The organism is Agrobacterium sp. 5Ca39, from assembly GCF_055382365.1.
The window spans coordinates 2337621-2361620 of the sequence record NZ_AP026436.1; the positions used below are offsets into that span (position 1 = coordinate 2337621).

23 protein-coding genes and 2 riboswitches are annotated in these 24000 nt (G+C 59.2%); of the genes, 12 read left to right on the plus strand and 11 right to left on the minus strand.

What is annotated here, in order from left to right:
• Positions 1-8: 8 nt before the first annotated feature.
• Positions 9-1079, minus strand: coding sequence for an MBL fold metallo-hydrolase (locus tag ACZ47E_RS11555; protein ID WP_278067066.1), 1071 nt, complete (start codon positions 1077-1079; stop codon positions 9-11).
• 325 nt (positions 1080-1404) lie between these two features.
• On the opposite strand from ACZ47E_RS11555, the gene ffh reads away from it, so the two are divergent.
• From ffh to trmD, 5 genes are all read left to right on the plus strand, one after another.
• On the plus strand, positions 1405-2976 hold the full coding sequence (gene ffh, locus ACZ47E_RS11560) for a signal recognition particle protein (protein WP_004443941.1): 1572 nt from the start codon (positions 1405-1407) through the stop codon (positions 2974-2976).
• Positions 2977-2987: 11 nt separating this feature from the next.
• The gene (locus tag ACZ47E_RS11565) at positions 2988-3305 is read left to right on the plus strand and encodes a chorismate mutase (RefSeq protein WP_003505091.1); all 318 of its coding nucleotides are present in this window, start codon (positions 2988-2990) and stop codon (positions 3303-3305) included.
• Between the two features lie 33 nt (positions 3306-3338).
• Positions 3339-3716: a 30S ribosomal protein S16 gene (rpsP, locus tag ACZ47E_RS11570; RefSeq protein WP_004443943.1), complete on the plus strand. Its 378-nt coding sequence runs from the start codon at positions 3339-3341 to the stop codon at positions 3714-3716.
• A gap of 120 nt (positions 3717-3836) precedes the next feature.
• Entirely contained in the window at positions 3837-4403 is a 567-nt protein-coding gene (rimM, locus tag ACZ47E_RS11575; protein ID WP_077986991.1) for a ribosome maturation factor RimM, read from the plus strand.
• A gap of 3 nt (positions 4404-4406) precedes the next feature.
• A complete protein-coding gene (trmD, locus tag ACZ47E_RS11580; RefSeq protein WP_035207958.1) occupies positions 4407-5105 on the plus strand; it encodes a tRNA (guanosine(37)-N1)-methyltransferase TrmD in 699 nt (232 codons plus the stop codon).
• On the opposite strand, the gene ACZ47E_RS11585 is transcribed toward trmD, so the two are convergent.
• On the minus strand, positions 5087-5833 hold the full coding sequence (locus ACZ47E_RS11585; RefSeq protein WP_006698271.1) for a sulfite exporter TauE/SafE family protein: 747 nt from the start codon (positions 5831-5833) through the stop codon (positions 5087-5089). The two genes, trmD and ACZ47E_RS11585, sit on opposite strands and share 19 nt — an antisense overlap.
• 265 nt (positions 5834-6098) lie before the next feature.
• Between ACZ47E_RS11585 and rplS the strand changes: the two genes are divergently transcribed.
• The 3 genes from rplS (at position 6099) to ACZ47E_RS11600 (ending at position 8389) form a co-directional block, all read left to right on the plus strand.
• Complete coding sequence (rplS, locus tag ACZ47E_RS11590; protein ID WP_003505101.1) at positions 6099-6638, plus strand: 50S ribosomal protein L19; 540 nt, start codon at positions 6099-6101, stop codon at positions 6636-6638.
• Positions 6639-6761: 123 nt separating this feature from the next.
• Positions 6762-7559, plus strand: coding sequence for a transporter substrate-binding domain-containing protein (locus ACZ47E_RS11595; protein ID WP_004443949.1), 798 nt, complete (start codon positions 6762-6764; stop codon positions 7557-7559).
• The gene (locus ACZ47E_RS11600; RefSeq protein WP_137069027.1) at positions 7556-8389 is read left to right on the plus strand and encodes an amino acid ABC transporter permease; all 834 of its coding nucleotides are present in this window, start codon (positions 7556-7558) and stop codon (positions 8387-8389) included. The genes ACZ47E_RS11595 and ACZ47E_RS11600 overlap by 4 nt, the downstream gene beginning before the upstream one ends.
• A 47-nt stretch (positions 8390-8436) precedes the next feature.
• On the opposite strand, the gene ACZ47E_RS11605 is transcribed toward ACZ47E_RS11600, so the two are convergent.
• Entirely contained in the window at positions 8437-9714 is a 1278-nt protein-coding gene (locus ACZ47E_RS11605; protein ID WP_022556971.1) for an MFS transporter, read from the minus strand.
• Positions 9715-10127: 413 nt separating this feature from the next.
• Here ACZ47E_RS11605 and leuC point away from each other — a divergent pair, with 413 nt between their 5' ends.
• A complete protein-coding gene (gene leuC / locus ACZ47E_RS11610; RefSeq protein ID WP_004443956.1) occupies positions 10128-11537 on the plus strand; it encodes a 3-isopropylmalate dehydratase large subunit in 1410 nt (469 codons plus the stop codon).
• Positions 11538-11588: 51 nt separating this feature from the next.
• Here the strand turns inward: leuC and ACZ47E_RS11615 are convergent, their stop codons facing one another.
• From ACZ47E_RS11615 to ACZ47E_RS11645, 7 genes are all read right to left on the minus strand, one after another.
• The gene (locus ACZ47E_RS11615) at positions 11589-13103 is read right to left on the minus strand and encodes a M48 family metalloprotease (protein WP_034500057.1); all 1515 of its coding nucleotides are present in this window, start codon (positions 13101-13103) and stop codon (positions 11589-11591) included.
• Positions 13104-13357: 254 nt separating this feature from the next.
• On the minus strand, positions 13358-14074 hold the full coding sequence (locus ACZ47E_RS11620) for a thiamine ABC transporter ATP-binding protein (RefSeq protein ID WP_072495165.1): 717 nt from the start codon (positions 14072-14074) through the stop codon (positions 13358-13360).
• Positions 14071-15711 (minus strand): thiamine/thiamine pyrophosphate ABC transporter permease ThiP, encoded by a 1641-nt coding sequence (gene thiP / locus ACZ47E_RS11625; protein WP_278067067.1) that lies wholly within the window; start codon positions 15709-15711, stop codon positions 14071-14073. Before thiP ends, ACZ47E_RS11620 begins: the two co-directional genes overlap by 4 nt.
• Before the next feature lie 19 nt (positions 15712-15730).
• Positions 15731-16744 carry a thiamine ABC transporter substrate binding subunit gene (thiB, locus tag ACZ47E_RS11630; protein WP_082074410.1) on the minus strand — a complete coding sequence of 338 codons (1014 nt, stop codon included), beginning with the start codon at positions 16742-16744 and terminating at the stop codon, positions 15731-15733.
• Positions 16745-16781: 37 nt separating this feature from the next.
• Positions 16782-16892: riboswitch (TPP riboswitch) on the minus strand.
• A 45-nt stretch (positions 16893-16937) separates the two neighbouring features.
• Positions 16938-17330, minus strand: a complete 393-nt coding sequence (locus tag ACZ47E_RS11635) for a VOC family protein (RefSeq protein WP_006698278.1) — start codon at positions 17328-17330, stop codon at positions 16938-16940.
• Positions 17331-17418: 88 nt separating this feature from the next.
• Entirely contained in the window at positions 17419-19245 is a 1827-nt protein-coding gene (locus ACZ47E_RS11640; RefSeq protein ID WP_004443966.1) for an ABC-F family ATP-binding cassette domain-containing protein, read from the minus strand.
• A gap of 4 nt (positions 19246-19249) precedes the next feature.
• A complete protein-coding gene (locus tag ACZ47E_RS11645) occupies positions 19250-19903 on the minus strand; it encodes a thiamine diphosphokinase (RefSeq protein ID WP_107340285.1) in 654 nt (217 codons plus the stop codon).
• An 89-nt stretch (positions 19904-19992) separates the two neighbouring features.
• Positions 19993-20069, plus strand: a riboswitch (SAM riboswitch).
• A gap of 84 nt (positions 20070-20153) precedes the next feature.
• On the opposite strand from ACZ47E_RS11645, the gene metA reads away from it, so the two are divergent.
• Both metA and ACZ47E_RS11655 read left to right on the plus strand, forming a co-directional pair.
• The gene (metA, locus tag ACZ47E_RS11650) at positions 20154-21080 is read left to right on the plus strand and encodes a homoserine O-acetyltransferase MetA (RefSeq protein WP_142186834.1); all 927 of its coding nucleotides are present in this window, start codon (positions 20154-20156) and stop codon (positions 21078-21080) included.
• A gap of 76 nt (positions 21081-21156) precedes the next feature.
• The gene (locus ACZ47E_RS11655; RefSeq protein ID WP_022556979.1) at positions 21157-22176 is read left to right on the plus strand and encodes an aldose epimerase family protein; all 1020 of its coding nucleotides are present in this window, start codon (positions 21157-21159) and stop codon (positions 22174-22176) included.
• Between the two features lie 15 nt (positions 22177-22191).
• Here ACZ47E_RS11655 and mtgA read toward each other — a convergent pair whose 3' ends face one another.
• Positions 22192-22839: a monofunctional biosynthetic peptidoglycan transglycosylase gene (gene mtgA / locus ACZ47E_RS11660; protein ID WP_220360067.1), complete on the minus strand. Its 648-nt coding sequence runs from the start codon at positions 22837-22839 to the stop codon at positions 22192-22194.
• Between the two features lie 237 nt (positions 22840-23076).
• Here mtgA and ACZ47E_RS11665 point away from each other — a divergent pair, with 237 nt between their 5' ends.
• The gene (locus ACZ47E_RS11665; protein WP_004443976.1) at positions 23077-23991 is read left to right on the plus strand and encodes a polyprenyl synthetase family protein; all 915 of its coding nucleotides are present in this window, start codon (positions 23077-23079) and stop codon (positions 23989-23991) included.
• Positions 23992-24000: the final 9 nt, after the last annotated feature.

The following is a 24000-nucleotide window of genomic DNA, read 5'->3' on the forward strand; positions in this document are numbered from 1 at the left end:
GGCGGCTGTCAGGCGGAAGGCACGTCGAAAACCTCTCCGGGGCGCATCGGCCGGAAACGGCTCTTCTCCACCCCGTGTTCGGTCAGCGCTGCCTTGAGGGCCACAAGCGGCGCATCCACCGCCTCATCGGTCAGCTGTACCGTACCCCAATGGTGGCCGCAGACATGCGCCGCACCGCAAAGCTTCATGCCTTCCACGGCTTCCGCCGGGTTCTGGTGCTGGCCCTTCATGAACCAGCGCGGCTCATAGGCGCCGAAGGGCAGGTTGGCGAGGCGGAACTCACCATGCTTCTTGCGCGCGGCGTGATAGTTGAGGCCCTCGTGAAAGCCGGTATCGCCAATATGGTAGATTTTCCCACCCGGCGTTTCGATGACGAACGCCGCCCAGAGTGCCATGCGCCGGTCGTTCAGACCACGCGCCGACCAATGATGGCACGGCTCGAAGTGAATTTTCACCGCACCGGCATCAATCACATCACCCCAGTCGCCCACCTCGATGCGCGCCGCCTGAACGCCGGTACGGATGATGGCATCATTGCCGAGCGGCGTGATGAAAAGCGGCTTGTGCGCCACATGCAGGCGCTTCAGCGTCTCCAGATCCAGATGATCGTAGTGATTATGCGTTACCAGCACCAGATCGATGGGCGGCAGATCCTCAAAACGGATACCGGGCGGGTTGACGCGCTTGGGCCCGGCGAAGCTGAAGGGGCTGGTGCGCTCAGACCACACGGGATCGACGAGAATATTCAGGCCCGCTGTCTGGATAAGAAAGGAAGCATGGCCGATGAAGGTGACACGCATGTCTTTACCCTCGACCCGGCTGTCCGGTTTCGCAAACGGAAACGGGCTCGCATAGCTTTCCGGCCACTTGGCGCGTTCACCGTTGAAGCGCCATTTCAGCAGACCCATGAAGTTGCTGGGCGGCGTACCACCGGGATTGAAAAAGCGTATCCCGTCGAAATGATCGGAGATGGGGCCGCTATAATAGGCGCTGGCGCTTGAACGACGGGCATAAAGGCCGCCGCCCGCGAGAGCGAGCAGGCCAACAGCGGAAAAACGGAAAAATTTTCGACGGTTCATGACAAATGTATAGGGAGCAGAATGGCGCCGTTCAAGCGCCGCCTCTGACGGCCGACGACTGATCACGCAAAGATGAAATGCAGGCTTTGTCGGGCGGAAACCAACGCTGCCTTGACTTTTCCGGCACTTTCCTGTTTATCCCGCCCATCAGCTGGCAGTTTCACGACTCCAAGCCGCCGACCGGGACCCGAAAAGGTATAAAGAGATCCCGGAGGTCAACACCCGACAGCGCGATGCGCCCTCGGGTGCTTTTTGGCTTTGCGTCTTGTTTTTGCCAGCGAAAGCACCGACGTTTCGGAAACCCGGAACGAAGAAGGAAGAAACGATGTTTGAAAACCTCCAGGACCGCCTTGGTTCCATTCTGAATGGACTGACCGGCCGTGGCGCGCTGACGGAAGCCGATGTTGCCGCCGCCCTGCGCGAGGTTCGCCGTGCGCTGCTGGAAGCGGATGTGGCCTTGGAAGTCGTGCGTTCCTTCACCGACAGAGTGCGTGAAAAGGCCGTCGGCGCGGCCGTTCTGAAATCCATCAAGCCCGGCCAGATGGTCGTCAAGATCGTTCATGACGAGCTTGTCGAAATGCTCGGCACCGAAGGCGTCTCGATCGACCTTCATGCGGCCGCCCCCGTCGTCATCATGATGGTAGGTCTGCAGGGCTCGGGTAAAACCACAACCACCGGCAAGATCGCCAAGCGCCTGACCGACCGCGACAAGAAGAAGGTGCTGATGGCATCTCTCGACACGCGTCGTCCGGCCGCACAGGAGCAGCTTCGCCAGCTCGGCGTCCAGACCGGCGTCGACACCCTGCCGATCATTGCCGGCCAGTCGCCGACGGATATTGCCGCACGTGCCGTGCAGGCCGCAAAGCTCGGCGGGCATGACGTCGTCATTCTCGATACCGCCGGCCGCACACACATCGACGAACCCTTGATGCTGGAAATGGCCGACATCAAGAAGAAGTCCAACCCGCATGAAATCCTGCTGGTGGCGGATTCGCTGACCGGTCAGGACGCCGTCAATCTGGCGCGAAATTTCGATGAGCGTGTCGGTATCACCGGCCTTGTTCTCACCCGCATGGACGGTGACGGCCGCGGCGGTGCGGCCCTATCCATGCGCGCCGTCACCGGCAAGCCGATCAAGCTGATCGGTATCGGCGAGCGCATGAACGAACTCGACGAGTTCCACCCGCGCCGTATCGCCGATCGTATTCTCGGCATGGGCGACATCGTGTCGCTGGTCGAAAAGGCCGCCGAAAACATCGATGCGGAAAAAGCCCGCGCCATGGCCGAGAAGATGGCCAAGGGCAAGTTCGACCTCAACGATCTCGCTGACCAGCTTGCCCAGATGAAAAAGATGGGCGGCATGGGCGGCATCATGGGGCTGATGCCCGGCATGGCCGGCATGAAGGACAAGATGGCTTCCGCCGGCATGAACGACAAGATGTTCGACCGCCAGATTGCCATCATCTCCTCCATGACCAAGGCGGAGCGCGCCAATCCGGATATTCTGAAACACAGCCGCAAGAAGCGCATCGCCGCCGGTTCCGGCACCGATGCTGCCGAAATCAACAAGCTCTTGAAGATGCATCGCGGCATGGCCGACATGATGAAAGCCATGGGCGGCAAGGGCAAAGGCGGCATCATGAAGCAGATGATGGGCGGCCTTGCCGGCAAGATGGGCCTCGGTGGCATGATGGGCGGCGGCATGCCTGATTTGTCCAACATCGATCCGAAGCAGCTTGAAGCGCTCCAGAAGCAGGCGGAAGCCGCCGGCCTCGGCAAGCCGGGTGGAATGCCCGGCCTTGGCGGTCTGCCGGGCGGATTGCCGGGCCTCGGAGGCACAAAGCTGCCGGGTCTTGGCGGCATGCCGGGCCTTCCCGGCTTTCCGAAAAAGAAGTGAGGGGGACGCCAATGAACAATACAGAGGTGAAAGCCCAGCTTTCCGAATACCGCCAGTCGATCGACAACATCGATGCCGCACTGGTTCACATTCTTGCCGAACGTTTCCGCTGTACCAAGGCGGTGGGCGTGCTGAAGGCAAAGTACAATTTGCCGCCGGCAGACCCGGCGCGCGAGGAATACCAGATCGAACGCCTTCGCCACCTGGCAAAGGACGCCAATCTGGACCCGGATTTCGCCGAGAAGTTCCTGAACTTCATCATCAAGGAAGTCATCCGGCATCATGAAGCAATCGCCGCCGAACATGGCGGCACAGAAAAGACCGCCTGAAAGGCGGACAAGCCATCCTAAGGAGTAAATGACATGGCACTCAAAATTCGTCTCGCACGCGGTGGTTCCAAGAAGCGCCCGTATTACCAGATCGTTGTTGCTGACGCCCGTTCGCCTCGCGACGGCCGCTTCCTCGAGAAGGTCGGTTCCTGGAACCCGATGCTTGCCAAGGACAACCCGCAGCGCGTTGAGCTGAAGGCTGACCTCATCAAGGAATGGATCGCCAAGGGCGCACAGCCGACCGACCGCGTTCTGCGCTTCCTCGCAGAAGCCGGCCTTGCCGAGCGCGCCGCTCGCAGCAACCCGGAAAAGGCAAAGCCGGGCAAGCGCGCTCTGGAACGCGTTGCTGAAAAGAAGCAGAAGGCTGAAGATGCAGCCGCTGCCGCTGCGGAAGCCTCTGCTGCAGAATAATCTGCACGGAAACTTTTGAGGAACGGGTGGCGTGGATTTCCACGCCGCCCGTTTTTTGTTTATTTTGGCGTCAACAGACCTTAAAGCTGACGCAACCAATACCAGAAGACGGACGGCCCGATGGCAAAGCTGGAAAACCCGATACTCATGGCAAAAATCGGTGGCGCGCAGGGTCTGCGTGGCGAAGTCCGTGTCAGCACATATACTGATGACCCGCTGGCGCTCGGCGATTACGGCAATCTGGTCAGCGCCGACGGCCGCATTTTTGAAATTCTGGAAATTCGCGAGGGCAAGAACGTTGTCGTTGTGCGCTTCAGGGGCGTCAACGACCGCAATGCAGCCGAAAGCCTGAATGGGCTCGAACTCTTCATCGAACGCGACAATCTGCCCGACGACGAGCTTGATGACGACGAATTCTATTATGCCGATCTCGAAGGGCTGGAGGCAGTTGATGCCGAAGGCAAGAGTTATGGCGCCGTCAGTGCGGTCTATGATTTCGGCGCGGGAGATCTGCTGGAGCTGAAGGGTGCGGGCCGTCGCCCGGCCCTCATTCCCTTTTCAGAGGCGGCGGTGCTGGAGATCGACCTCGAAGCCGGACGCATTCTTATCGATCCGATGGCCGCCGGCCTGATCGATAATCCCGACGACAAGGACGAAACCGGCGTACCGCCGTTCGGCAAGAAGTAACCGATGACCTTCAAGGCTACCGTGCTGACGCTTTACCCGGAAATGTTTCCGGGACATCTCGGATATTCGCTGGCCGGCAAGGCGCTGGAGCGGGGACAATGGTCGCTGGACGCCGTGCAGATCCGCGAATTCGCCACCGACAGGCACAGAAGCGTCGATGACACGCCCGCAGGCGGCGGCGCTGGCATGGTGCTGAAACCCGATGTCCTGGCCGCGGCCATCGACCACGTTTCCAATGGTGACACGCGCCCGCGCCTGCTGATGAGCCCGCGCGGCAAGCCTTTGTCCCAGAACCGTGTGCGCGAACTTGCGGCGGGTGACGGCGCAATCATCGTCTGCGGCCGTTTTGAAGGCGTCGACCAGCGGGTGATCGAGGCGCGCGCGCTGGAGGAGGTGTCGATCGGCGATTACATCCTCTCCGGCGGTGAGCCGGCGGCGCTGACGCTGCTGGACGCCGTCGTCCGCATCCTGCCGGGCGTCATGGGCAATGACCTTTCCGGCGTGCATGAAAGCTTCGAGGGCGGGCTGCTGGAACATCCTCATTATACCCGCCCGCAGGTCTGGGAAGGCCGCGATATCCCCGCCGTTCTCACCTCCGGCAATCACGCCGTCATCGACAAATGGCGTCATGAACAGGCGCTGAAGCTGACGAAGGAAAGGCGGCCCGACCTTCTTGAGAAGCCTCAGGTCGAGACGAAATAATAAGCCGTCAGCACCAGCCCGACCGCAATCACCAGCCAGCGAATGACCCACTGCGGCACCCGCCGCGCCGTGTGCACGCCCGCATAGCCGCCAAGCGCTGCCGCGGGAAACATGATGAGCGCCGCCCACCAGGAGACAACACCGCCGCTGACGAAGATCGTAATCGCGATGACCGCAATCACCACCGACAGCAGGTTCTTCAAAGCGTTGAGATGATGATAGCTCCCGCCCGAGGTTATTCCGAGGATGGCAAGCATCATGATGCCCATTCCTGCGCCGAAAAAGCCGCCATAGATGGAGGCAAGCCCCTGGAAGACGAGGCTCGGCAGATTGCCGGGAGAGCGCTCGGTGCTTGCCTTCGGCCTGAGCCAAGGGCCGGCGGCAAAAACGGCGGTGGCGGCGAGAAGCAGCCATGGAACCAGCTGACGAAAGGAGGGGTTGTCGAGCGACAGAAGCAGGAGCGATCCACCCAGCCCACCGACGACAGAAACAGCCGACAGAAGGATCGCCTCGCGCCAATGGGCGCGTATCTCCGGCCCATAGGCGATGACGGACGTGACGTAGCCCGGAAACTGCACGATCGCCGACGTGGCGTTTGCGACAATCGGCGGCAGGCCGGCCAGCGTCATCGCACCGAAGGTCAGGAATGTGCCGCCGCCGGCAATCGCATTGACGACACCTGACAGAAAGCCGGTTGCAAACAGCATGAGAACGATGAATATGGACATGGCCCCTCCCAAGGTTTTCATGCCATATCCGGCCGAAAGCCGCTTCGCAACTGTCAGAGCGCGGCGAAGAATTGATAAAAATTGTCATGAAGGGATGACAAACGGTGCATCCTCGTGTATGTGCCCGCGTGGAATTGGGGTTTACCCCTTTAACCGCAAGCAAAGAATGGCGAACCCGCTCCTGCCGCAAGGCATGGCCTGAAGGCATCGACCGACAGGCAACCGTTGAGCGCTCTGGCTGTTTCAGAAGAAATCAGAGGTTAACATGACCAATATCATTCAGCAGCTGGAAGCCGAACAAGCTGCCAAGATCGAAGCAAAGCGCACCCTGCCTGAGTTTTCTCCGGGCGACACGCTGCGCGTGAACGTGCGCGTTACCGAAGGTAACCGTACCCGCGTTCAGGCTTATGAAGGCGTTTGCATCGCCCGTTCCGGCGGCGGCCTTTCCGAAAGCTTCACCGTTCGCAAGATCTCCTACGGCGAAGGCGTCGAGCGCGTATTCCCGATCTACTCGCCGCTGGTCGAAGGCGTTGAAATCGTTCGCCGCGGTAAGGTTCGTCGTGCGAAGCTCTACTATCTGCGCGACCGTCGCGGCAAGGCTGCCCGTATCGTTGAAAACACCGGTACGCGCGCCCGTAAGCTGAACGAGTCCGAGCGCCAGGCAGCTGCCGAAGAAAAGGCACGTCTGGAAGCTGAAAAGGTAGCAGCAGCACAGGCTCTCGCCGCCGAAAAGGCAGCAGCCGAAGCTGCTGAAGCCAAGGCAGCAGAAGAAGCAGCAAAGGCTGCAGAAACCGCAGCAGAATAAGATTTCCAGTTTACTGGATTTACGAAAAAGGCGGTCTTGGGACCGCCTTTTTTGTTGCGCTCACATGTCTTGCTCTCGCTCCGGCAAGCGTGCAATTTGAGAAAAATCGCTCCGGAGCCTTTCATGATCGCCAGACGCCCGTTTCTCGCCGCCCTCGCCGTATTGGCCATGACGCCTGCACTCGCCGGCGCCGTCGATCTGCCGGATCTTGAGGGACGCACCGTCGTCGTGGTCACGGAAAATGCCTATCCGCCGCTGCAATTCGTCGACCCGAAAAGCGGAAAAGCCATCGGATGGGAATATGATGCGATGGAAGAGATCGCCAGACGGCTGAATTTCAAGGTCGAATATCAAAATATTTCCTGGGACGCGATGATACAGTCAGTTTCTGCGGGGCAATACGACATCGGGATGACCGGAATCAGCATCAAGGACGACCGCAGGGAAAAAGTGGATTTCTCCGTCCCTTATATGCGTTCGGAAATGTTCATGCTGGTGCGGGCAGACGAAAACCGCTTTACCGACGCAAAGAGTTTCGCCGCCTTCGATAAAGGTCTCGTTGGCGCACAGGCCGGCACCACGCCCTTCTACACGGCCGTTTACGATGTTCTGGATGGCAACGAGCAAAATCCGCGCCTTCGCCTGATGGAAACCTTCGGCGCCAGCGTTCAGGCGTTGAAAACAGGCGATGTCGACCTCGTGCTCACCGATGGCGTTGCCGGCAAGGGTTATGTCGATGCGTCAAACGGCACGCTCAAACTGATCGGTGGTCCGCTTGGCGGCGATGACTTCGGTTTCATCTTCAAAAAAGGTTCCGATCTCGTTGCCCCTGTCAATGCCGCGATCGCGGCGCTGAAGGCGGACGGCACCTTCGCCGCACTCGATAAGAAGTGGTTCCTCGACTACAAGCTTGGCGAATGACGCTGCACGACGCCACAACAAAGCGGAACACGCAGAACAGCACGAGCGAGGATTTTCCCTGGTGGCTGCTCGCGATCCTCGTGATCGGCATTGCCCTTGCCGCGATGATCGCTGTCAATGGCATTTACACGCAGGTGTTCAGCACCGTGGCAAAAGGTGTCGGCATCACGGTTTCCGTCACGCTCACGGCCTTTATGCTGGCAACATTGCTCGGCCTTTGCATCGCCCTCGTCGGAATGGCTGATAATATCGTGGCACGGCAAGTGGCGCGGTTTTACATCGAAGTGGTTCGCGGCATACCGATCATCGTTCTGCTTTTCTACATCGCTTTTGTGGGAACGCCAGGCCTGGTGGCACTCTATAACGGGCTGACTGCTCCGCTTGTCTCACAGGGATGGGTGGAGCCTTTGCTTGTGCGGGACGTATCATTGATCTGGCGGGCGATCATCGCACTGACCATCGGTTATGCGGCTTTCATTGCAGAGATTTTCCGCGCCGGCATACAGGCCGTTCCGGACGGGCAGATCGAGGCAGCAAAGGCCCTCGGTTTCAGCCGCTATCAGCGCTTCAGGCTGATCACTCTGCCACAGGCGACCCGGACGATCTTTCCGCCGCTGTCGAACGATTTCGTGTCGATGGTGAAGGACAGCTCACTTGTTTCGGTGCTCGGCGTCACCGACATCACCCAAATGGGAAAAGTCTATGCCGCCGGTTCTTTCCGGTTTTTCGAGACCTATTCGATCGTCGCCTATATCTACCTGATCCTGACCATAGGCCTGTCACTGATATTGCGGCGGATTGAAAAGGCGATGCGCTCGAAACAAGGATGAGGGAAAGGGGACAGCCGGAAGCAATCCGGCTATCCCTCTCTTTTGGTTCAGGCGGTTTGAGCCTGATTGCCCATCTTGCGGGTGGCGATGATGACTAGCACACCGGCAAGCGCGAGGCAGAAGGCAAGGAAGAACATCGGCGCAATGGTGCTGCCGGTCTGATCCTTGATCCAGGGCACGACGTTTTGCGCCACGAAGCCACCGAGATTGCCGACCGAATTGATGGCGGCGATACCCGCAGCAGCGCCCGCTCCCTTGAGGAAGCGGCCGGGCAGGCTCCAGAACACCGGCTGGCCTGCAAAGATACCTGCAGCGGCGATGCAGAGGAAAGCGAACTGCAACACCGGGTCGCTCAGCAATGCCGACATCAGCAGGCAAAACGCGCCGATAAAGGCAGGACCAACGATATAGGGCGTCTTGTTCTTTGCCTTATCGGCCGCCAGAGGCACGACGAACAAGGCAACGGCAACGATCACCCAGGGGATGATGTTGATGAAACCGTTCGCGGTGTTGGAAACGCCAAAGCTCTTCACGATGGTTGGAAGCCAGTAGCTGAGACCATAGGCGGCCAGCGGAAATCCAACATAGCAGAGCGACATGAACAGAACCCGCGGATTGATCAGGGCTTTGAAGCCATCTTCCGCATGCTCTTCCATGCCCTTGTTCTCTTCGGCAAGCCGGTTCTTCAGCCAGTCCTTCTCGTCCTGCGACAGAAACTTGGCCTTTTCGGGCGTATCATCCAGATAGAAGAAGGTGGCTATGCCAGCGATCACAGCCGGAATACCAGTGGCAAGGAATACCCATTCCCACCCGGCATAACCGAGGAAACCGTCGAGATCGAGCAACATGCCGCCGAGCGGCGCGCCGATGGCATTGGCGAGCGCGCTGAAGATCATGAACAGGCCGATCATGCGGCCGCGATAATCGCGCGGGAACCAGAGCGTCATCAGGAACAGCACACCCGGGAAGAAGCCCGCCTCGCAAAGCCCGAGCAGGAAGCGCAGGATGTAAAACATCGTGGCGTTCTGCGTATAGGCAAGCGCGATGGTGACGGCCCCCCAGGAAACCAGAATGCGGGCAAACCATTTGCTGGCGCCGAAGCGGTTGAGGAACAGGTTGCTCGGCACTTCGAAGATGAAGTAGCCGATGAAGAATAGCGACGCGCCAAGACCATAGGCGTATTCGCTGAGGCTCAACGCATCGACCATCTGCAGCTTGGCATAGCTGACATTCTGTCGGTCAATATAGGCGATGAGATAGAGAAGGCCAAGAAACGGCATGAGCCGCCAGGTGATCTTCGAGATAAGGGCCTTTTCGGATACCATATGCTTTCCTCCCTTCGATTTCTCGTCGAATGCAAATGATAAGGGAACCCATCTATATGTGCGCTGCAAAATAGGCAAGTTGCGTTGCATCATAACAACCGCAAAGCGTTGCTGGGCAGGCCGTCTCGCCGTGATGCAGTGCATAGTGTTGGCACGATCCTGTCCTTCAGCCTGTCTCCTGCGCATTCATGTTGCCGTAAAACCATCGATCTGCTATGAAAGTTGCCATGGGATCTAAATTCGGATGTCTCGCTCAGAATGTGTATGTGCTGCAGGACCACAAGCGTCTGCCGGCACGCTTCTTTGCGCGCATTTCCGGGGCGCTCACCAGCCGACTTAGGCTCGCCTGACAGCACTGCTGTCCACCGCCTTACTGAACCCTATTATCCTTTTCCATGACAAGGCACAGAGCCATGAGCGCACCCCGCACTTTGTATGACAAGATCTGGGACGACCACGTCGTCAATCGCGACCCGGATGGAACCTGTCTTCTCTATATTGACCGTCACCTCGTTCATGAGGTGACGAGCCCGCAGGCCTTCGAAGGTCTGCGCATCGCCGGCCGTCCGGTGCATTCGCCGGCCCGCACGCTCGCTGTGGTCGATCATAACGTGCCGACCACCGCCGACCGGCTGGAAGGCATCAAGAACGAAGAAAGCCGCATTCAGGTGGAAGCGCTGGCGCAGAATGCCAGGGACTTCGGCGTTGAATATTATTCCGAACGCGACAAGCGCCAGGGCATCGTTCACATCGTCGGTCCCGAACAGGGTTTCACCCTGCCGGGTATGACGATCGTCTGCGGCGACAGCCACACCTCCACCCACGGCGCATTCGGCGCACTGGCGCATGGCATCGGCACCTCCGAAGTTGAGCATGTTCTGGCCACACAGACGCTGATCCAAAAGAAAGCCAAGAACATGCTGGTGCGTGTCGATGGCAAAATCCCCGAGGGCGTTACCGCCAAGGACATCATCCTTGCCATTATCGGCGAGATAGGCACCGCCGGTGGCACCGGCCATGTCATCGAATTTGCCGGTGAGGCGATCCGTTCGCTCTCCATGGAAGGTCGCATGACGGTCTGCAACATGACCATCGAGGGCGGCGCCCGCGCCGGCCTGATTGCACCTGACGAAACGACCTTCGAATACATCAAGGACAAGCCGCGTGCGCCGAAGGGCGAAACGCTGGAACAGGCGATCGCCTACTGGAAGACTCTGAAATCCGACGAGGGCGCCCATTACGACAAGGTCGTCATCCTTGATGCGGCCAATCTTCCGCCTATCGTCTCCTGGGGCTCTTCTCCGGAAGATGTAACCTCTGTTCAAGGCATTGTTCCCAATCCCGATGATATCGATGAAGAAAACAAGCGCGCCTCCAAGTGGCGTGCGCTTGACTACATGGGCCTCAAGCCCGGCACGCGCATTACCGATATCGCCATTGACCGCGTCTTCATCGGCTCCTGCACCAATGGCCGCATCGAGGATTTGCGCGCGGCGGCGAAGATCGTTGACGGCCGTAAAGTCGCTCCCACCGTTTCGGCCATGATCGTGCCCGGCTCCGGTCTCGTGAAAGAACAGGCGGAAAAGGAAGGTCTGGACAGGATTTTCCTCGAAGCCGGTTTCGAATGGCGCGAGCCAGGCTGCTCCATGTGCCTTGCCATGAATGACGACCGCCTGAAACCCGGCGAACGCTGCGCGTCCACCTCGAACCGCAATTTCGAAGGCCGTCAGGGCTATAAGAGCCGTACCCACCTCGTCTCCCCCGCCATGGCGGCGGCGGCAGCCATTGCGGGTCATTTTGTTGACGTTCGTGAGTGGCAGTGATCGCCGGGTGAAGGCCTGAACATAAAACCCCGGGGCTATCCGGGGTTTTTGTTATTCAGAGATGATCTTTACCCTTTGCCCGGGCTGAATCGTGGCCGTGGCGCCCATCGCATTGATCATGCGGAACATGTCGAGCTTCCGCTCCGTTCCCATCATCCGCGCCGCCATCGTGGCCACGGTTTCACCCGGCTTCACCGTCACCACCCGCACTCTTAGCGGCTTCAGGGAGGCGATCTCCTGCGGCGTCATCTTGCGGAAGCTGGTGCGCAAGGTATTGGCGATGGAATCGAGTTGCGTATTGCCCTTCGGCACCGCGGTCAGGAACCGGAATATCTGCTGGCCGACGCGGATGACCGTGACGTCGAAATCCCATTTATCCGCGCTTGCCCGGGCTGTCGCGGCCTCCAGTCCGTTGATCTGCGTTTCCTTTACCGTTTCAGGCAGCAGGCCGGCGACCCAGCCGCTCGTCAGGTAATTGGCAAGGCTCGTCTGTTTCGGATCGGCGACGCCGTCGAAACGGATTGCGACCTCGCCCGGCCCTGTCGCCAGGACAGCCTCAACCTTGTTGTCGATCACGAACCCTTCCGGCACGTCGAAACGAATGCCGAGCGTTCCATGCAGGAATGTCTGGCCGCGGACATAACCTTCCTGCGGGCTATCGCCGTAAAGCAGCCCGTCTATACCATCGAGAAACCAGTCTCGGCCACGATCTCCGACCTGGCCTTCCTGGCCGAAGGCACGGGCATGCCGGCGCGCAAGCTCGATGCGCTGTGGTGTATTGGGGTGACTCGAAAGGAAGTCGAGGCTCTGGTCGTTTTCCGGATCGGCCGAAGAGAACCGCGCATAGGCCGCCATGGAATCAAGAAAGCGCGGCGATGCGTAAGGATCGTAACCCGCCTCGCCAAGCATGCGTACCCCGATCACATCCGCCTGCAACTCCTGCTGGCGCGAAAAAGCTGCAAGCCGCAGCTTGCCACGGGCCAGCGCCTGCTTGCCGGCGAGATCGCTGGACAGGACCTCTGCAACCACGCGGCTCGCAATCACTTCCGCTTCTTCGCGGCGCTGACGTTCGATCCCGTGGTTGGCGGTGACGTGGCCCATTTCGTGCGACAGCACGGCCGCCACTTCCGAGGCGTCATTGGCGAGCGCCAGAAGCCCGCGCGTCACGTAAAGATACCCGCCGGGCAAAGCGAAAGCGTTGATGGCGGGCGAATTGAGAATGGTGATGCGGTAGGATTGCTGCGGATTTTCGGAGACGGCCGTCAGCGCTCCGGCAATCCGTGCGACAAGCCGCTCCGTCTTGGCATCACGATATTCGCCGCCATAGCTTGCCACGATGCGTGGATGTTCGCGTGCGCCCATCTGCGCGCGCGGATCGTTCTTCTGAACCTCTTCCACCGTCTGCGGATTGTCCGAGGGACGCAATGTGGACTGGTAGGCCGGGCTGAAAAGAGATTGGCACGATGACAGCAACACGGCAGAAGCGGTCAGCGCGGACCACGCCGCAGCGAGCCGGCCGGAACGGCGAAGGCCTGAACCGGAGAAGAGCCTCCGCTGTGCAGTCATGCTATTTTTCATTCTCTATGCCTGCCCCTTAACGTTCCTGATCATCCGTTAATTGCAGACCAGAATAACAGATTCGCCCCAACGGGCGATGAATGCCGAGACGGTAAAATCGATCCATCAAATCCGGAATATTCCTGAAGAACGCAATAATTCTCATCTTTTCTCGGGCAACAACTTGAAACTGGCAAGTGCAAATTAGCGCCATTGAAGTCATCTAAAGCGATTGCCAGCGGCGCGCGTCGAAAATAAGGCGGTCACCCGTTCAGGAAACTGTCCACGGCTTTCACATTTTGTGTGGCAAAGAAATCCGCTGTCGCTCCGGCAAAAACGACACGGCCACGATCAAGAAAAACCACCCGCCGCGCTAATCTTTTTATGTCTTCCGGGTGATGGCTCACAATAATCACCGCATTATTTGTTTCTTGATGCAAGTCAAGCAACAGAGAACTCATGCCCGCCCGTAACCCTGGATCAAGTGCGGCGAAAGGTTCATCGAGCAGCATGACGGGCTTCTTCCTGACCAATGCGCGCGCAAGCGCCGCCCTCTGCCTTTCTCCTCCGGAGAGCGTGCCCGGCAAACGCTTGTCGAAACCCGAAAGACCAACGCGCGCAAGCGCAACATTTATCCTTTGCCGGTCTTCCGCGTGTAATCTGAGCGTGGGGCTTATACCAAGCGCGACATTGGTAAAAACGTCGAGATGGGCAAAAAGATTATTGTCCTGAAAGATCGAAGAGACAGGCCTTTCGGAAGGGTCGAGCGTCGTCACGTCCCGTCCGCCGATCATCACGCGGCCGGAATCCGGCAACTCGAAACCGGCAACGAGGTTAAGCAGTGTCGATTTTCCCGAACCGGATGCACCGACGACAGCGGTGACCTGCCCCTGCGGAAACGCACAGTCGAGGTCGAAATCCTGCGTTCCAAGCCGCAGCCTGACCCTGTCAAGCTGCACTGCGAAATCGTCGCCCTTCATGTCATCGCCTCTGCCGCTTTTGCCTGCTCCGGTTGTGAATGTCGCGATACGCCGGTTGCAGCAAGCAACAGGCAGACCACACCGAGAAGAAAGGCGTAACCGGCGGCATCGTTGGTCCGGTAGCTGCCCATATTGCTATAGACGAGCCACGGCAAGGTGACAAAATTCTCTGAACCGAACAGGGCAACCGCGCCGAGATCGCCAAGCGACAGGGCCATCGCGAAGGAAAATGCCATGGCCAGCGGCCGCCACAGGACGGGCAGATCGGCGAACCGCAGCCGCGGCAGACCCTGAAGCCCGAGGCTGGCGGAAAGTCGGCCGGTGCGGAGAAAATGACTGGTGACGGCCGGCTCCAGCACCCGCATGGCAAGCGGCAGGGCCATCAGCATGTTGATGAGCGCCACGAGAACCGGGGCATAAACAGCGACGTCACCGAAAGGCCGCAAGAGAAGGAACCATCCGCTTCCGAGCACCACGGGCGGAACCAGCAGAACCAGAGACGATCCCGCGCCGAGAACGCTGGACAAGAGGTGAAGAGGCCGCGCGGCCCGCCGTTTCGCGCTGACCGCCTGACGTGCGCGGATGATCGCCATGCTGACGATGATCACGAAAATTGCCGAGAACGCGGCAATCCCAAGACTTGTCGTCGCCGCGCGCAGGAAGACCGGTGCTGTGATGAGGCGCGGCAGGTCTGCCTGGACCCCCGAGAAGACAATGGCGACCAGCGGCAGTCCGATCAACAGCACCGCGGAAACGATGATTAGACCATCCCACAGGCGGGCCGCCGCCCGGCCCGCATCGAAACGGCGCACAGGCCGGCCAAGTGAAGCGATTTCCGCTTCCGGCGACGGCAGGAAGGCCAGAAGGCCGAGCAGGGCCGCGGTGAGGACGATCTGCAGAACCGAGAGCGCGATCGCCCGCTGCGGATCGAAATCGAACCGCAGCGCCTGGTATATAGCGACCTCCAGGGTGGTCGCCGCCGGCCCGCCGCCCAGAAGGAGCACGAGCGTAAAACTGGTGGCGCAAAGCATGAAGATGAGGCCGGCGATACCCGGAACAAGCCGGGACACGGCCGGCCATTCGACAAAACGGAAAACCGAGATCGGCCCCATGCCGAGGCTCGCCGCCATGCGCCAATATTCGCCCGGAATACGCTCCAGCCCGGCCAGCAACAACCGGACGGAAAGCGGCAGATTGAAAAACACATGAGCAATGAGGATGCCGGAAAGACCGTAAATGCTGAAAGGTTCTTCCGCGCCGGCGAAAACAAGAAGCGTATTCAAGACACCCTGCCTCCCCCAGATGGTAATGATACCGAAGGCGCCGACGATCACCGGCAGCCCCATCGGCACTGCCATCAACCGGATGATCCAGATCCTTCCCGGAAACTCCCGCTGCCGGGAGAGTGCCAAGGCCACGGGAAGACCAAGAATGATGGAAAGAAGGGTGGAGAGCGTCGCCTGATAAACCGTGAAGCGCAGAATACGCAATGTATAAGGGTCCAAAATGCCGGAAGCGGATGCACCCGCATCAAAGGACAGAAGCGCAAACACGGCGAGCGCCATGAACAGGAAAACGGCGGCAAAAGCCGCCGTCCCGAAAATGATTGACCGCCGGTAATCGCGACGCAGCATCATGCGTGGACGCGCCTCTTCTTCAATTCATGCTCATGGCCGTCAGCCATTCGTCTATCCATGCCTTGCGGTTTTTCGCGACCTCTTCCGGCTGCATCAGGAAAGTCTTCTGCGGCACGACGAGCCTGGAAAAGGCCTCCGGCAGGGGGGCGGAGGTTGCCGCAACTGGCATCATCCAGTTGTTTTCGGGAATGGTATCCTGAAAACCGGAGGTGAGGGTGAATGCGAGAAACTGCTTTGCAAGATCCTTGTGCGGCGCGTTTTTGAGAAGGCCTGACACTTCGATCTGGATGTAATGTCCTTCGGAGAAAGCTGCGGCCTGATAACGATCCGTCTTTTCGGCGACCATATGATAGGCGGGCGAAGTCGTGTAGGACAGCACCATCGGCACCTCCCCCTTGGTGAAGAGCCCGTAGGACTCCGACCAGCCCGGCGTAACGGTAAGGATCCGCTTCCTGAGCTTTGCCCAGGCTTCCGGCGCCTGGTCGCCATAAACCGATTTCACCCACAGAAGCAGCCCCAGTCCCGGCGTCGAGGTGCGCGGGTCCTGAATGGCTATCTTCTGGGCGGGGTCGCCTTCCACGAGTTCTTTGAGGCTCGTTGGTGGGCTTTTCAGCGTCTGGGTGTCATAGACGATAGCGAAATGGCCGTAATCATAGGGAACGAACACATCGTCCTCATAGCCGCCGGGTACCTTGGCCGCTGATGCATCAACGCCGCTGACATCGAAAAGGCCGGTCTGTTTCGCCTCCGCGACCAGATTTGTATCAAGTCCCACGACGACATCCGCCTTGGACCCCGGACCTTCCAATTTCAGCCGGTTGAGAAGCGCCACGCCGTCCGCCACGCCGACAAAATTGACGGTGCAAGCGCACACCTTCTCGAAAGCTTCCTTTATTTTGGGACCGGGCCCCCATTCAGAAACAAAGCTCTCATAGGTGTAGACCGTCAGTTCCGGTTTTTCCTGCGCAACTGCGAAGCCGGGCAGAAGCATGGAAACGGCAATAATGGAATTTACAAAAATACGACGGCGCACGAATATCTCCTCAAAACGAGGAGGGAAATAGCCGCCTGCATGAAAGCCGTCTAATCCCTCCGCCGGTATGAACCGGATCAGGTTCTTCGGGTTGGCAAGCCTCTCAGCCTTTTGCGCCCAAGCGCGAAAGACACCCCGTTAGATCAAGATAATGGTGTAGTCCCGCAGACCCGTCTTGGCAAGATGGCTGCCATCAACCCTGCTGCGCCATGTGCACCAGTTCCCAGACGTGGCCGTCGGGATCCTGAAAACTGCCTGCATACATGAATCCGTGATCCTGAACGGGTTTCCAGTGGCTGCCGCCTGACGCGAGCGCTGCCTCGATCATACGGTCGATTTCCTCCCGGCTTCCGGCGGAAAGACAGGTCAGTACCTCGGTACTCCGCTTGGCGTCGGCGATGTCGCCGTTGATGAAATCACGGAAACGCTCTTCCTGAAGGAGCATGACGAAGATGTTCTCCTCGACAATCATGCAGAGCGTGCGGTCATCGGAATATTCCGGATTGAAGGTGAAACCCAGTGTCGTGAAGAAGGCTCTCGATGTCTCGATATTCTTGACGGGCAGGTTGACGAAGATCATGCGCATGGTGTTGAACTCCTCCGAACCGGGACAGCAAACGGCATTTCCGCGGTCCTGTCAAAGGCGGATGGCGGGGCGGCCGGAAAGATCGTCCTCAGCCTTCCAGTTCCTCGCGCAGCATCTCCAGCTCCAGCCACTCCTCTTCCATGGCCTCAAGTTTTTCGCGCAGCTTTTCCATTTCCTGCGCCAGCTTGTTGAAGGCCGCCTGATCCTTGGCGAAGAGTTCCGGGTCGGCCATGCGCTGCTCGCGTTTTGCAATCTCTTCCTGCGCCTTCTCCATCTCCTTGGGGAGATTTTCGAGGGCGAATTTCTGCTTGAACGAAAGCTTGGCCTTGGCCTTTCCAGGCTCCTGCGAAGACGGGGCTGAAGGTGCGGCTTTCGCCTTTTCCTGTCTCTCAGCTTTTCGTTTCTCTTCCGCAGCTCCCTTGCGCTGCGCCATCATATCCGAATAGCCACCGGCATATTCGATCCAGCGTCCGTCCGGTTGATCGGGATTGGCCGGCGCGATGGTGGAGGTGACCGTACGGTCAAGAAAATCACGGTCGTGGCTGACAAGGATGACCGTGCCGGAAAAACCGGCCACGATCTCCTGCAACAGATCCAGCGTTTCGATATCGAGATCGTTGGTCGGTTCGTCGAGAATCAGAAGATTGGTCGGCCGGGCGAGAATACGCGCCAGAATGAGCCTTGCACGCTCGCCGCCGGAAAGGTTGCGGATGGGTGTGCGGGCCTGTTCCGGCTGGAACAGAAAGTCCTTCATATAACCCGTGACATGCTTCACCTCGCCATTGACGAGAAGATTGTCGCCCCGGCCGTCGGTCAAATAATGTGCGAGCGTATCGTTGGGATTGAGCTCCTCGCGCTTCTGGTCAAGCGTTGCGATCTCGAGATTGGTGCCGAGCTTGACCCAGCCGCTGTCTGGTTCAAGCTGGCCGGTGAGCATCTTCAGCAACGTTGTCTTGCCCGCGCCATTCGGTCCGACGAGACCGATGCAATCGCCGCGATGCACCCGCAGTGAGAACGGCGCGACAATCATGCGCTCACCGTAAGCCTTGGTGATAGCCTCCGCCTCGATGACCAGCTTGCCGGACTCCCGGCCTTCCGTGACGGTCGCCTGTACAGTCCCCTGCGGCCCCTTGTGCCCACGATATTCCGCCCGCATGGCCTGAAGCTCACCGACACGGCGCATGTTGCGCTTGCGCCTTGCAGTCACGCCATACCGCATCCAGTGTTCTTCGCGCTCGATGGCCTTGCCGAGCTTGTGTTGTTCAAGCTCTTCCTCTTCAAGCACCTTGTCACGCCATTCCTCGAAATGGGCAAAACCACGATTGAGACGGCGGGACTGGCCGCGATCGAGCCAGACGGTCGAGGTCGAAACCCGTTCGAGAAAACGACGGTCGTGCGAAATCAGCACCAGCGCGCTGCGCGTCTGCTGGAGTTCGCTTTCAAGCCATTCGATTGTCGGCAGATCCAGATGGTTGGTGGGTTCGTCCAGCATCAGAATATCGGGCTCCGGCGCCATGACACGGGCAAGCGCGGCGCGGCGCGCTTCACCACCGGAAAGGTTTGCCGGATTTTCCTGACCCGTAAGCCCGAGATGCTCGAGAAGATAAGTAACCCGATAGGCATCGTCGCCAGGCCCGAGCCCCGCCTCGGCATAGGCCTGAACGGTATCGTAACCGGCAAAATCCGGAGCCTGTTCCAGATAACGGATGGTTGCAGCGGGATGACGGAAAACCTCGCCCGACTGGGCCTCGACAAGGCCCGCTGCGATCTTCATCAGCGTGGACTTGCCGGAACCGTTGCGTCCGACAAGGCAGATGCGGTCGCCCGGCTCCACCTGGAGATTGGCGCCGTCCAGCAGCGGGGTAACGCCGAAGGTCAGCTTGATGTCATCGAGTTTCAAAATAGGGGGTGCCAAGGCGTCAGGCTCCGGTCAGATCATAAGGGCGGGCGAGCACGATGGCTTTTCCGCTTTTAAGCGAAAAATGCACAGGGCCGCCATTCGCGACATTGGAAATAGTGCGGGAGGAACCGAAAGCAAGCGCGAAATCCTCCAGCGGGTAACGCACATTGCCGATATCCAGCCCCTCCAGGGCTGTGAAGCCGGCCACCGAGAAAAGCGAGCCTGCGGGTAGAGAGACATCAAGCGAGCCCGGGAGCAGCGGCCGGGCCTCTTCCTCGCCGGAGGTGAGCGAAACATCGAGACCACGTTCGGCAAGCGCGACGGCGTAAAGGAGGTGCTGGAGGGCATGGTCGCTTCGTGCACCCCCGAGCGCGCCGACAAGCACCAGCGTACCGGCGCCGCGGGCGAGCGCCTCCGAGACCGCTATCTCACCGTCGGTCACCGCCTTTGCTGCCGGGTAAGGCTGCCGTGTCACACCGGGCCAGGCATCCAGCAACTCTTTGGTGGCGGAATCGAAATCCCCGACCCACAACTCCGGTGTGAGGCCAAGCGGCCGTGCGTGGCGCATGCCGCCATCAGCCGCGATCACGCGGCTACCCGCGACCACGTCCCTGAGACGATCAGTAACCGTAACATCGCCGCCGAGCAGAATGGTGAAGTGCGCTTTATCCATGCCCTGCCTTATCGCACCTCGGCCGAAAATGGAAAGCCGAAAGCCTCCGAAAACCGTCCATATTGATTTTCGTCGGCTTCGGGATTATGAAACGCCTTAGTGGTGATTTGCCGACCGGCTTGCAGCCACTTTAAAGAAGTCGCTAAAGGGTCGAGGAAAAAGGCAATTTCCTGGGACCGGTCGCGATTTCCGCTGCCGGTTTTTTTGTTTTCGCAACGTTCTTTACGTGATCCGGAAAAGAGAGTTCGACATGCCGATCAAGATTCCCGATACGCTTCCCGCCTTTGAGACCCTCGTTCACGAGGGCGTGCGGGTCATGACCGAAACGGCGGCCATCCGGCAGGATATCCGCCCGCTCCAGATCGGGCTTCTCAACCTCATGCCGAACAAGATCAAGACGGAAATCCAGATGGCGCGCCTCGTTGGCGCCTCGCCGCTTCAGGTTGAGTTGTCGCTTGTGCGCATCGGCGGTCATCGCGCCAAGAACACGCCGGAAGAACATCTCCTCTCCTTCTACGAGACGTGGGAAGAGGTGCGTCACCGCAAGTTCGACGGTTTCATCATCACCGGTGCTCCCATTGAGCTGCTGGACTATGAGGACGTCACCTACTGGAATGAAATACAAAAGATTTTCGAGTGGACGCGGACCAATGTCCATTCGACCCTCAACGTCTGCTGGGGCGCGATGGCCGCCATCTATCACTTCCACGGCGTGCCTAAATACGAGCTGAAGGAAAAGGCTTTCGGTGTTTACCGCCACCGCAATCTTTGCCCCTCGTCGATCTACCTCAATGGTTTTTCGGACGATTTCCAGGTTCCCGTGTCACGCTGGACGGAAGTGCGCCGCGCCGACATCGAAAAACATCCGGAACTCGAAATCCTCATGGAGTCGGAGGAAATGGGTGTATGTCTGGTACATGAGAAGGCAGGCAACCGTCTCTATATGTTCAATCATGTCGAATATGATTCGACATCGCTTTCGGACGAGTACTTCCGCGATGTTCACGCCGGCGTGCCGATCAAGCTGCCGCATGATTATTTTCCGCATAACGATCCCGAACTCGCGCCCCTTAACCGCTGGCGCAGTCATGCCCATCTGTTTTTCGGAAACTGGATCAACGAGATATACCAGACGACACCATATGAACTCGAGGCCATCGGCCAGCTGGCGGCCTGAATTTGCGGGATTGCGAATTGCCGGGAAATGACGCAACGTCCGCCCGGCAATTCATGGCAACCGGGAGAATGATGTTATGAGCGACGGGGCAGCACGGGAGAATTTTGGTTTCACGGCAACGGGCGAAAAGGTCGAGCGTGTCACCATTTCGAAAGGTGGGCTTACAGCGAAGGTCATTACCTGGGGTGCCGTCATCCAGGATTTGCGCCTTGAGGGTCACCAGCCGCCGCTCGTTCTCGGCTTCGACAAATTCGAGGATTATAAATATTCCTCCTATTTCGGCGCCACACCCGGCCGTAACGCCAACCGCATCGGCAATGGCAGATTTTCGATCGACGGTCACGAATACCAGCTGGAACTGAATGAAAAGGGCGTAACCCACCTGCACGGCGGCAGCGACGGCATGGGCAAACGCAACTGGATGCTGATGGAACACGGCGAAAGCCACGCGGTTCTGCAGATCATCGACCCCGATGGCCGTGCCGGTTATCCCGGCAACTGCACGGTCACAGCCACCTACACGATCCGTGACGGCGGCGTGCTGTCGGTGGTCTATGAAACGGTGACCGACAAGCCGACCATCGCCAATGTGTGCCAGCATTCCTATTTCAATCTCGATGGCGCCGACACCGCACTTGGGCATGAGATCAGCATCGCGGCTGACTTTTACCTGCCCACCAACGACAAGCAGATACCGACCGGCGAAATCCGCTCCGTCGAAGGCACCGTCTTCGACCTTCGCCACCCGACGCCGATGCGGCGCAGCGAAAATGGTGAGCAGGTTCTCTACGACCATAATTTCTGCCTTTCGCCCGAGCGCCGCGCCAAGCGCAAGGTCGCCCGCGCTTATTCGCCAGCCTCTGATATAGCTCTAGAGGTTCACACCACCGAACCCGGTGTGCAGTTTTATTCGGCTTTCAAACTGGACGTTCCCGTTCCGGGCCTCGATGGCCGTCACTACGGTCCCTTTGCCGGTTTCTGCCTGGAAACACAGATCTGGCCGGATGCCGTCAACCACCCTGATTTTCCGCATGCCATCCTACGGCCGGGCGAGACGCTGCGCCAGGAAACCGACTATATTTTCAAGAAGGGCTGAAGCGGCGCGCTGGTATCAATCCAGCACGCAGCCGACATAGCTGCCCGAGGCGCGGGCGCGGCGCTCGATAAGGCCGGCGAGCCTCTGCAACCCGCGCCCCGGCTTGCTGGCCACACGATCAATGGGATTGGGAAGCGAAACGGCCAGAAGTGCGGCCTGTCGGGAACTGAGCTTGGCGGCCGGCACCTTGAAGTGGTGCTGGGCGGCAGCCTCGATGCCGTAAATACCCGGTCCCCATTCGGCGACGTTGAGATAAATCTCCATCATCCGCTTTTTTGACCATACGAAATCGGCGGCAATCGCCAGCGGCAATTCCAATCCCTTGCGCAGAAACGAGCGACCGTTCCATAAAAACAGGTTTTTGGCCGTCTGCATCGGGATGGTGCTGGCGCCGCGCGTCGCGGCCCCGTCGAGCGCATTGCTGACCACGGACTGCATCTGGTTCCAGTCAACCCCGCCGTGAAAACAGAATTGCCCATCCTCGGACATCATCACCGATTGCACGAGGCGCGGTGAAATATCCTCTAGTGGCACCCAGCGCCTGTCATAGCCTTGCAGCGTCACCAGATCGGCAAGCATCAGCGTCGACACGGGCCGGATGAAGGGCAACGCATAAACCGGAATCAGCAGATAAGGCAGGATGAGCAATGCCAGCAAGGTCATGATGATGCGCTTGGCCAACGTGCGAAAATCCACCTTCGGACTGCTCCGGTCTTCCGCCAGCACGGCGTAATCTGCGTCGCTTTCAGGCGTACTGCTCACTATCCGTCCCCGCACCCCACGCCAGTTGAAGCCTTTCATAGTCCATTGCCGTCTTCAAGGCGAGTCCGGCGCGACAGTTGAGTTGGGGAATCACGAAAAGGTTTGCCTGCATTCGCGCGGCATGCCAAAGAGCGCGGCATGGACGCTCAGATGACGAATTTCGAAACGCGGCTGCGCGAGAACGCCGCCAGGACCGAAGCCCTGCTTGGCCGCCTGCTCTCCGGCGAGACACGCGCGGATGAGATCGCGCGCCCGCAGAACCTGCTCGAGGCCATGCGCCACGGCGTCCTGAACGGCGGTAAACGCCTGCGGCCCTTCCTAGTCATCGAAAGCGCCGCACTCCTCGGCGGAGATGGAGAAGCTGCGCTTTTTGCCGGTGCCGCGCTGGAATGCCTCCATTGCTATTCGCTGGTTCACGACGATCTGCCGGCTATGGATGACGACGACCTCCGTCGTGGCCAGCCAACGGTGCATCGCAAATTCGACGAGGCGACCGCCATCCTCGCTGGCGACAGCCTGCTGACGCTGGCCTTTGATATCATTGCATCGGAAGAAAATCCGCTCGCGGCCGGGCGCAAGGCCGCGCTCGTGCTTTCGCTTGCCCGCGCAGCGGGCATCGGCGGCATGGCCGGCGGGCAGGCGCTTGATCTCGCCGCGGAAAAGAACGCACCGGACGAAACCGGCATTATTACATTGCAGGCTATGAAAACCGGCGCACTGCTGCGCTTCGCCTGCGAGGCGGGCGCAATCATCGCCGGTAGCGATGATTGCGAAAGGCAGAGGCTACGCCTCTTTGGAGAAAAAATCGGCCTCGCCTTCCAGCTTGCAGACGATCTCCTGGATTTGACGGCCGACGCCGCCACCATGGGCAAGGCGACCGGCAAGGATGCCGCACGCGGCAAGGGAACGCTGGTGGCGCTGCGCGGCCAAGACTGGGCGCGTCGCAAACTTCAGGAACAAGTGGCAGAGGCCAGCGAACTCCTGGCTCCCTATGGCGAAAAGGCCGCGATTCTCATCGCGGCCGCCAGATTTATCGCAGAACGAAAAAGCTGAGTGGGTTTT

Excerpts from the sequence above, each read along its gene's own strand:
- ACZ47E_RS11555 (WP_278067066.1), bottom strand. The coding sequence starts at position 1,079 with ATGAACCGTCGAAAATTTTTCCGTTTTTCCGCTGTTGGCCTGCTCGCT.
- ffh (WP_004443941.1), top strand. The coding sequence starts at position 1,405 with ATGTTTGAAAACCTCCAGGACCGCCTTGGTTCCATTCTGAATGGACTG.
- ACZ47E_RS11565 (WP_003505091.1), top strand. The coding sequence starts at position 2,988 with ATGAACAATACAGAGGTGAAAGCCCAGCTTTCCGAATACCGCCAGTCG.
- rpsP (WP_004443943.1), top strand. The coding sequence starts at position 3,339 with ATGGCACTCAAAATTCGTCTCGCACGCGGTGGTTCCAAGAAGCGCCCG.
- rimM (WP_077986991.1), top strand. The coding sequence starts at position 3,837 with ATGGCAAAGCTGGAAAACCCGATACTCATGGCAAAAATCGGTGGCGCG.
- trmD (WP_035207958.1), top strand. The coding sequence starts at position 4,407 with ATGACCTTCAAGGCTACCGTGCTGACGCTTTACCCGGAAATGTTTCCG.
- ACZ47E_RS11585 (WP_006698271.1), bottom strand. The coding sequence starts at position 5,833 with ATGTCCATATTCATCGTTCTCATGCTGTTTGCAACCGGCTTTCTGTCA.
- rplS (WP_003505101.1), top strand. The coding sequence starts at position 6,099 with ATGACCAATATCATTCAGCAGCTGGAAGCCGAACAAGCTGCCAAGATC.
- ACZ47E_RS11595 (WP_004443949.1), top strand. The coding sequence starts at position 6,762 with ATGATCGCCAGACGCCCGTTTCTCGCCGCCCTCGCCGTATTGGCCATG.
- ACZ47E_RS11600 (WP_137069027.1), top strand. The coding sequence starts at position 7,556 with ATGACGCTGCACGACGCCACAACAAAGCGGAACACGCAGAACAGCACG.
- ACZ47E_RS11605 (WP_022556971.1), bottom strand. The coding sequence starts at position 9,714 with ATGGTATCCGAAAAGGCCCTTATCTCGAAGATCACCTGGCGGCTCATG.
- leuC (WP_004443956.1), top strand. The coding sequence starts at position 10,128 with ATGAGCGCACCCCGCACTTTGTATGACAAGATCTGGGACGACCACGTC.
- ACZ47E_RS11615 (WP_034500057.1), bottom strand. The coding sequence starts at position 13,103 with ATGACTGCACAGCGGAGGCTCTTCTCCGGTTCAGGCCTTCGCCGTTCC.
- ACZ47E_RS11620 (WP_072495165.1), bottom strand. The coding sequence starts at position 14,074 with ATGAAGGGCGACGATTTCGCAGTGCAGCTTGACAGGGTCAGGCTGCGG.
- thiP (WP_278067067.1), bottom strand. The coding sequence starts at position 15,711 with ATGATGCTGCGTCGCGATTACCGGCGGTCAATCATTTTCGGGACGGCG.
- ACZ47E_RS11635 (WP_006698278.1), bottom strand. The coding sequence starts at position 17,330 with ATGCGCATGATCTTCGTCAACCTGCCCGTCAAGAATATCGAGACATCG.
- ACZ47E_RS11645 (WP_107340285.1), bottom strand. The coding sequence starts at position 19,903 with ATGGATAAAGCGCACTTCACCATTCTGCTCGGCGGCGATGTTACGGTT.
- metA (WP_142186834.1), top strand. The coding sequence starts at position 20,154 with ATGCCGATCAAGATTCCCGATACGCTTCCCGCCTTTGAGACCCTCGTT.
- ACZ47E_RS11655 (WP_022556979.1), top strand. The coding sequence starts at position 21,157 with ATGAGCGACGGGGCAGCACGGGAGAATTTTGGTTTCACGGCAACGGGC.
- mtgA (WP_220360067.1), bottom strand. The coding sequence starts at position 22,839 with ATGACCTTGCTGGCATTGCTCATCCTGCCTTATCTGCTGATTCCGGTT.
- ACZ47E_RS11665 (WP_004443976.1), top strand. The coding sequence starts at position 23,077 with ATGGACGCTCAGATGACGAATTTCGAAACGCGGCTGCGCGAGAACGCC.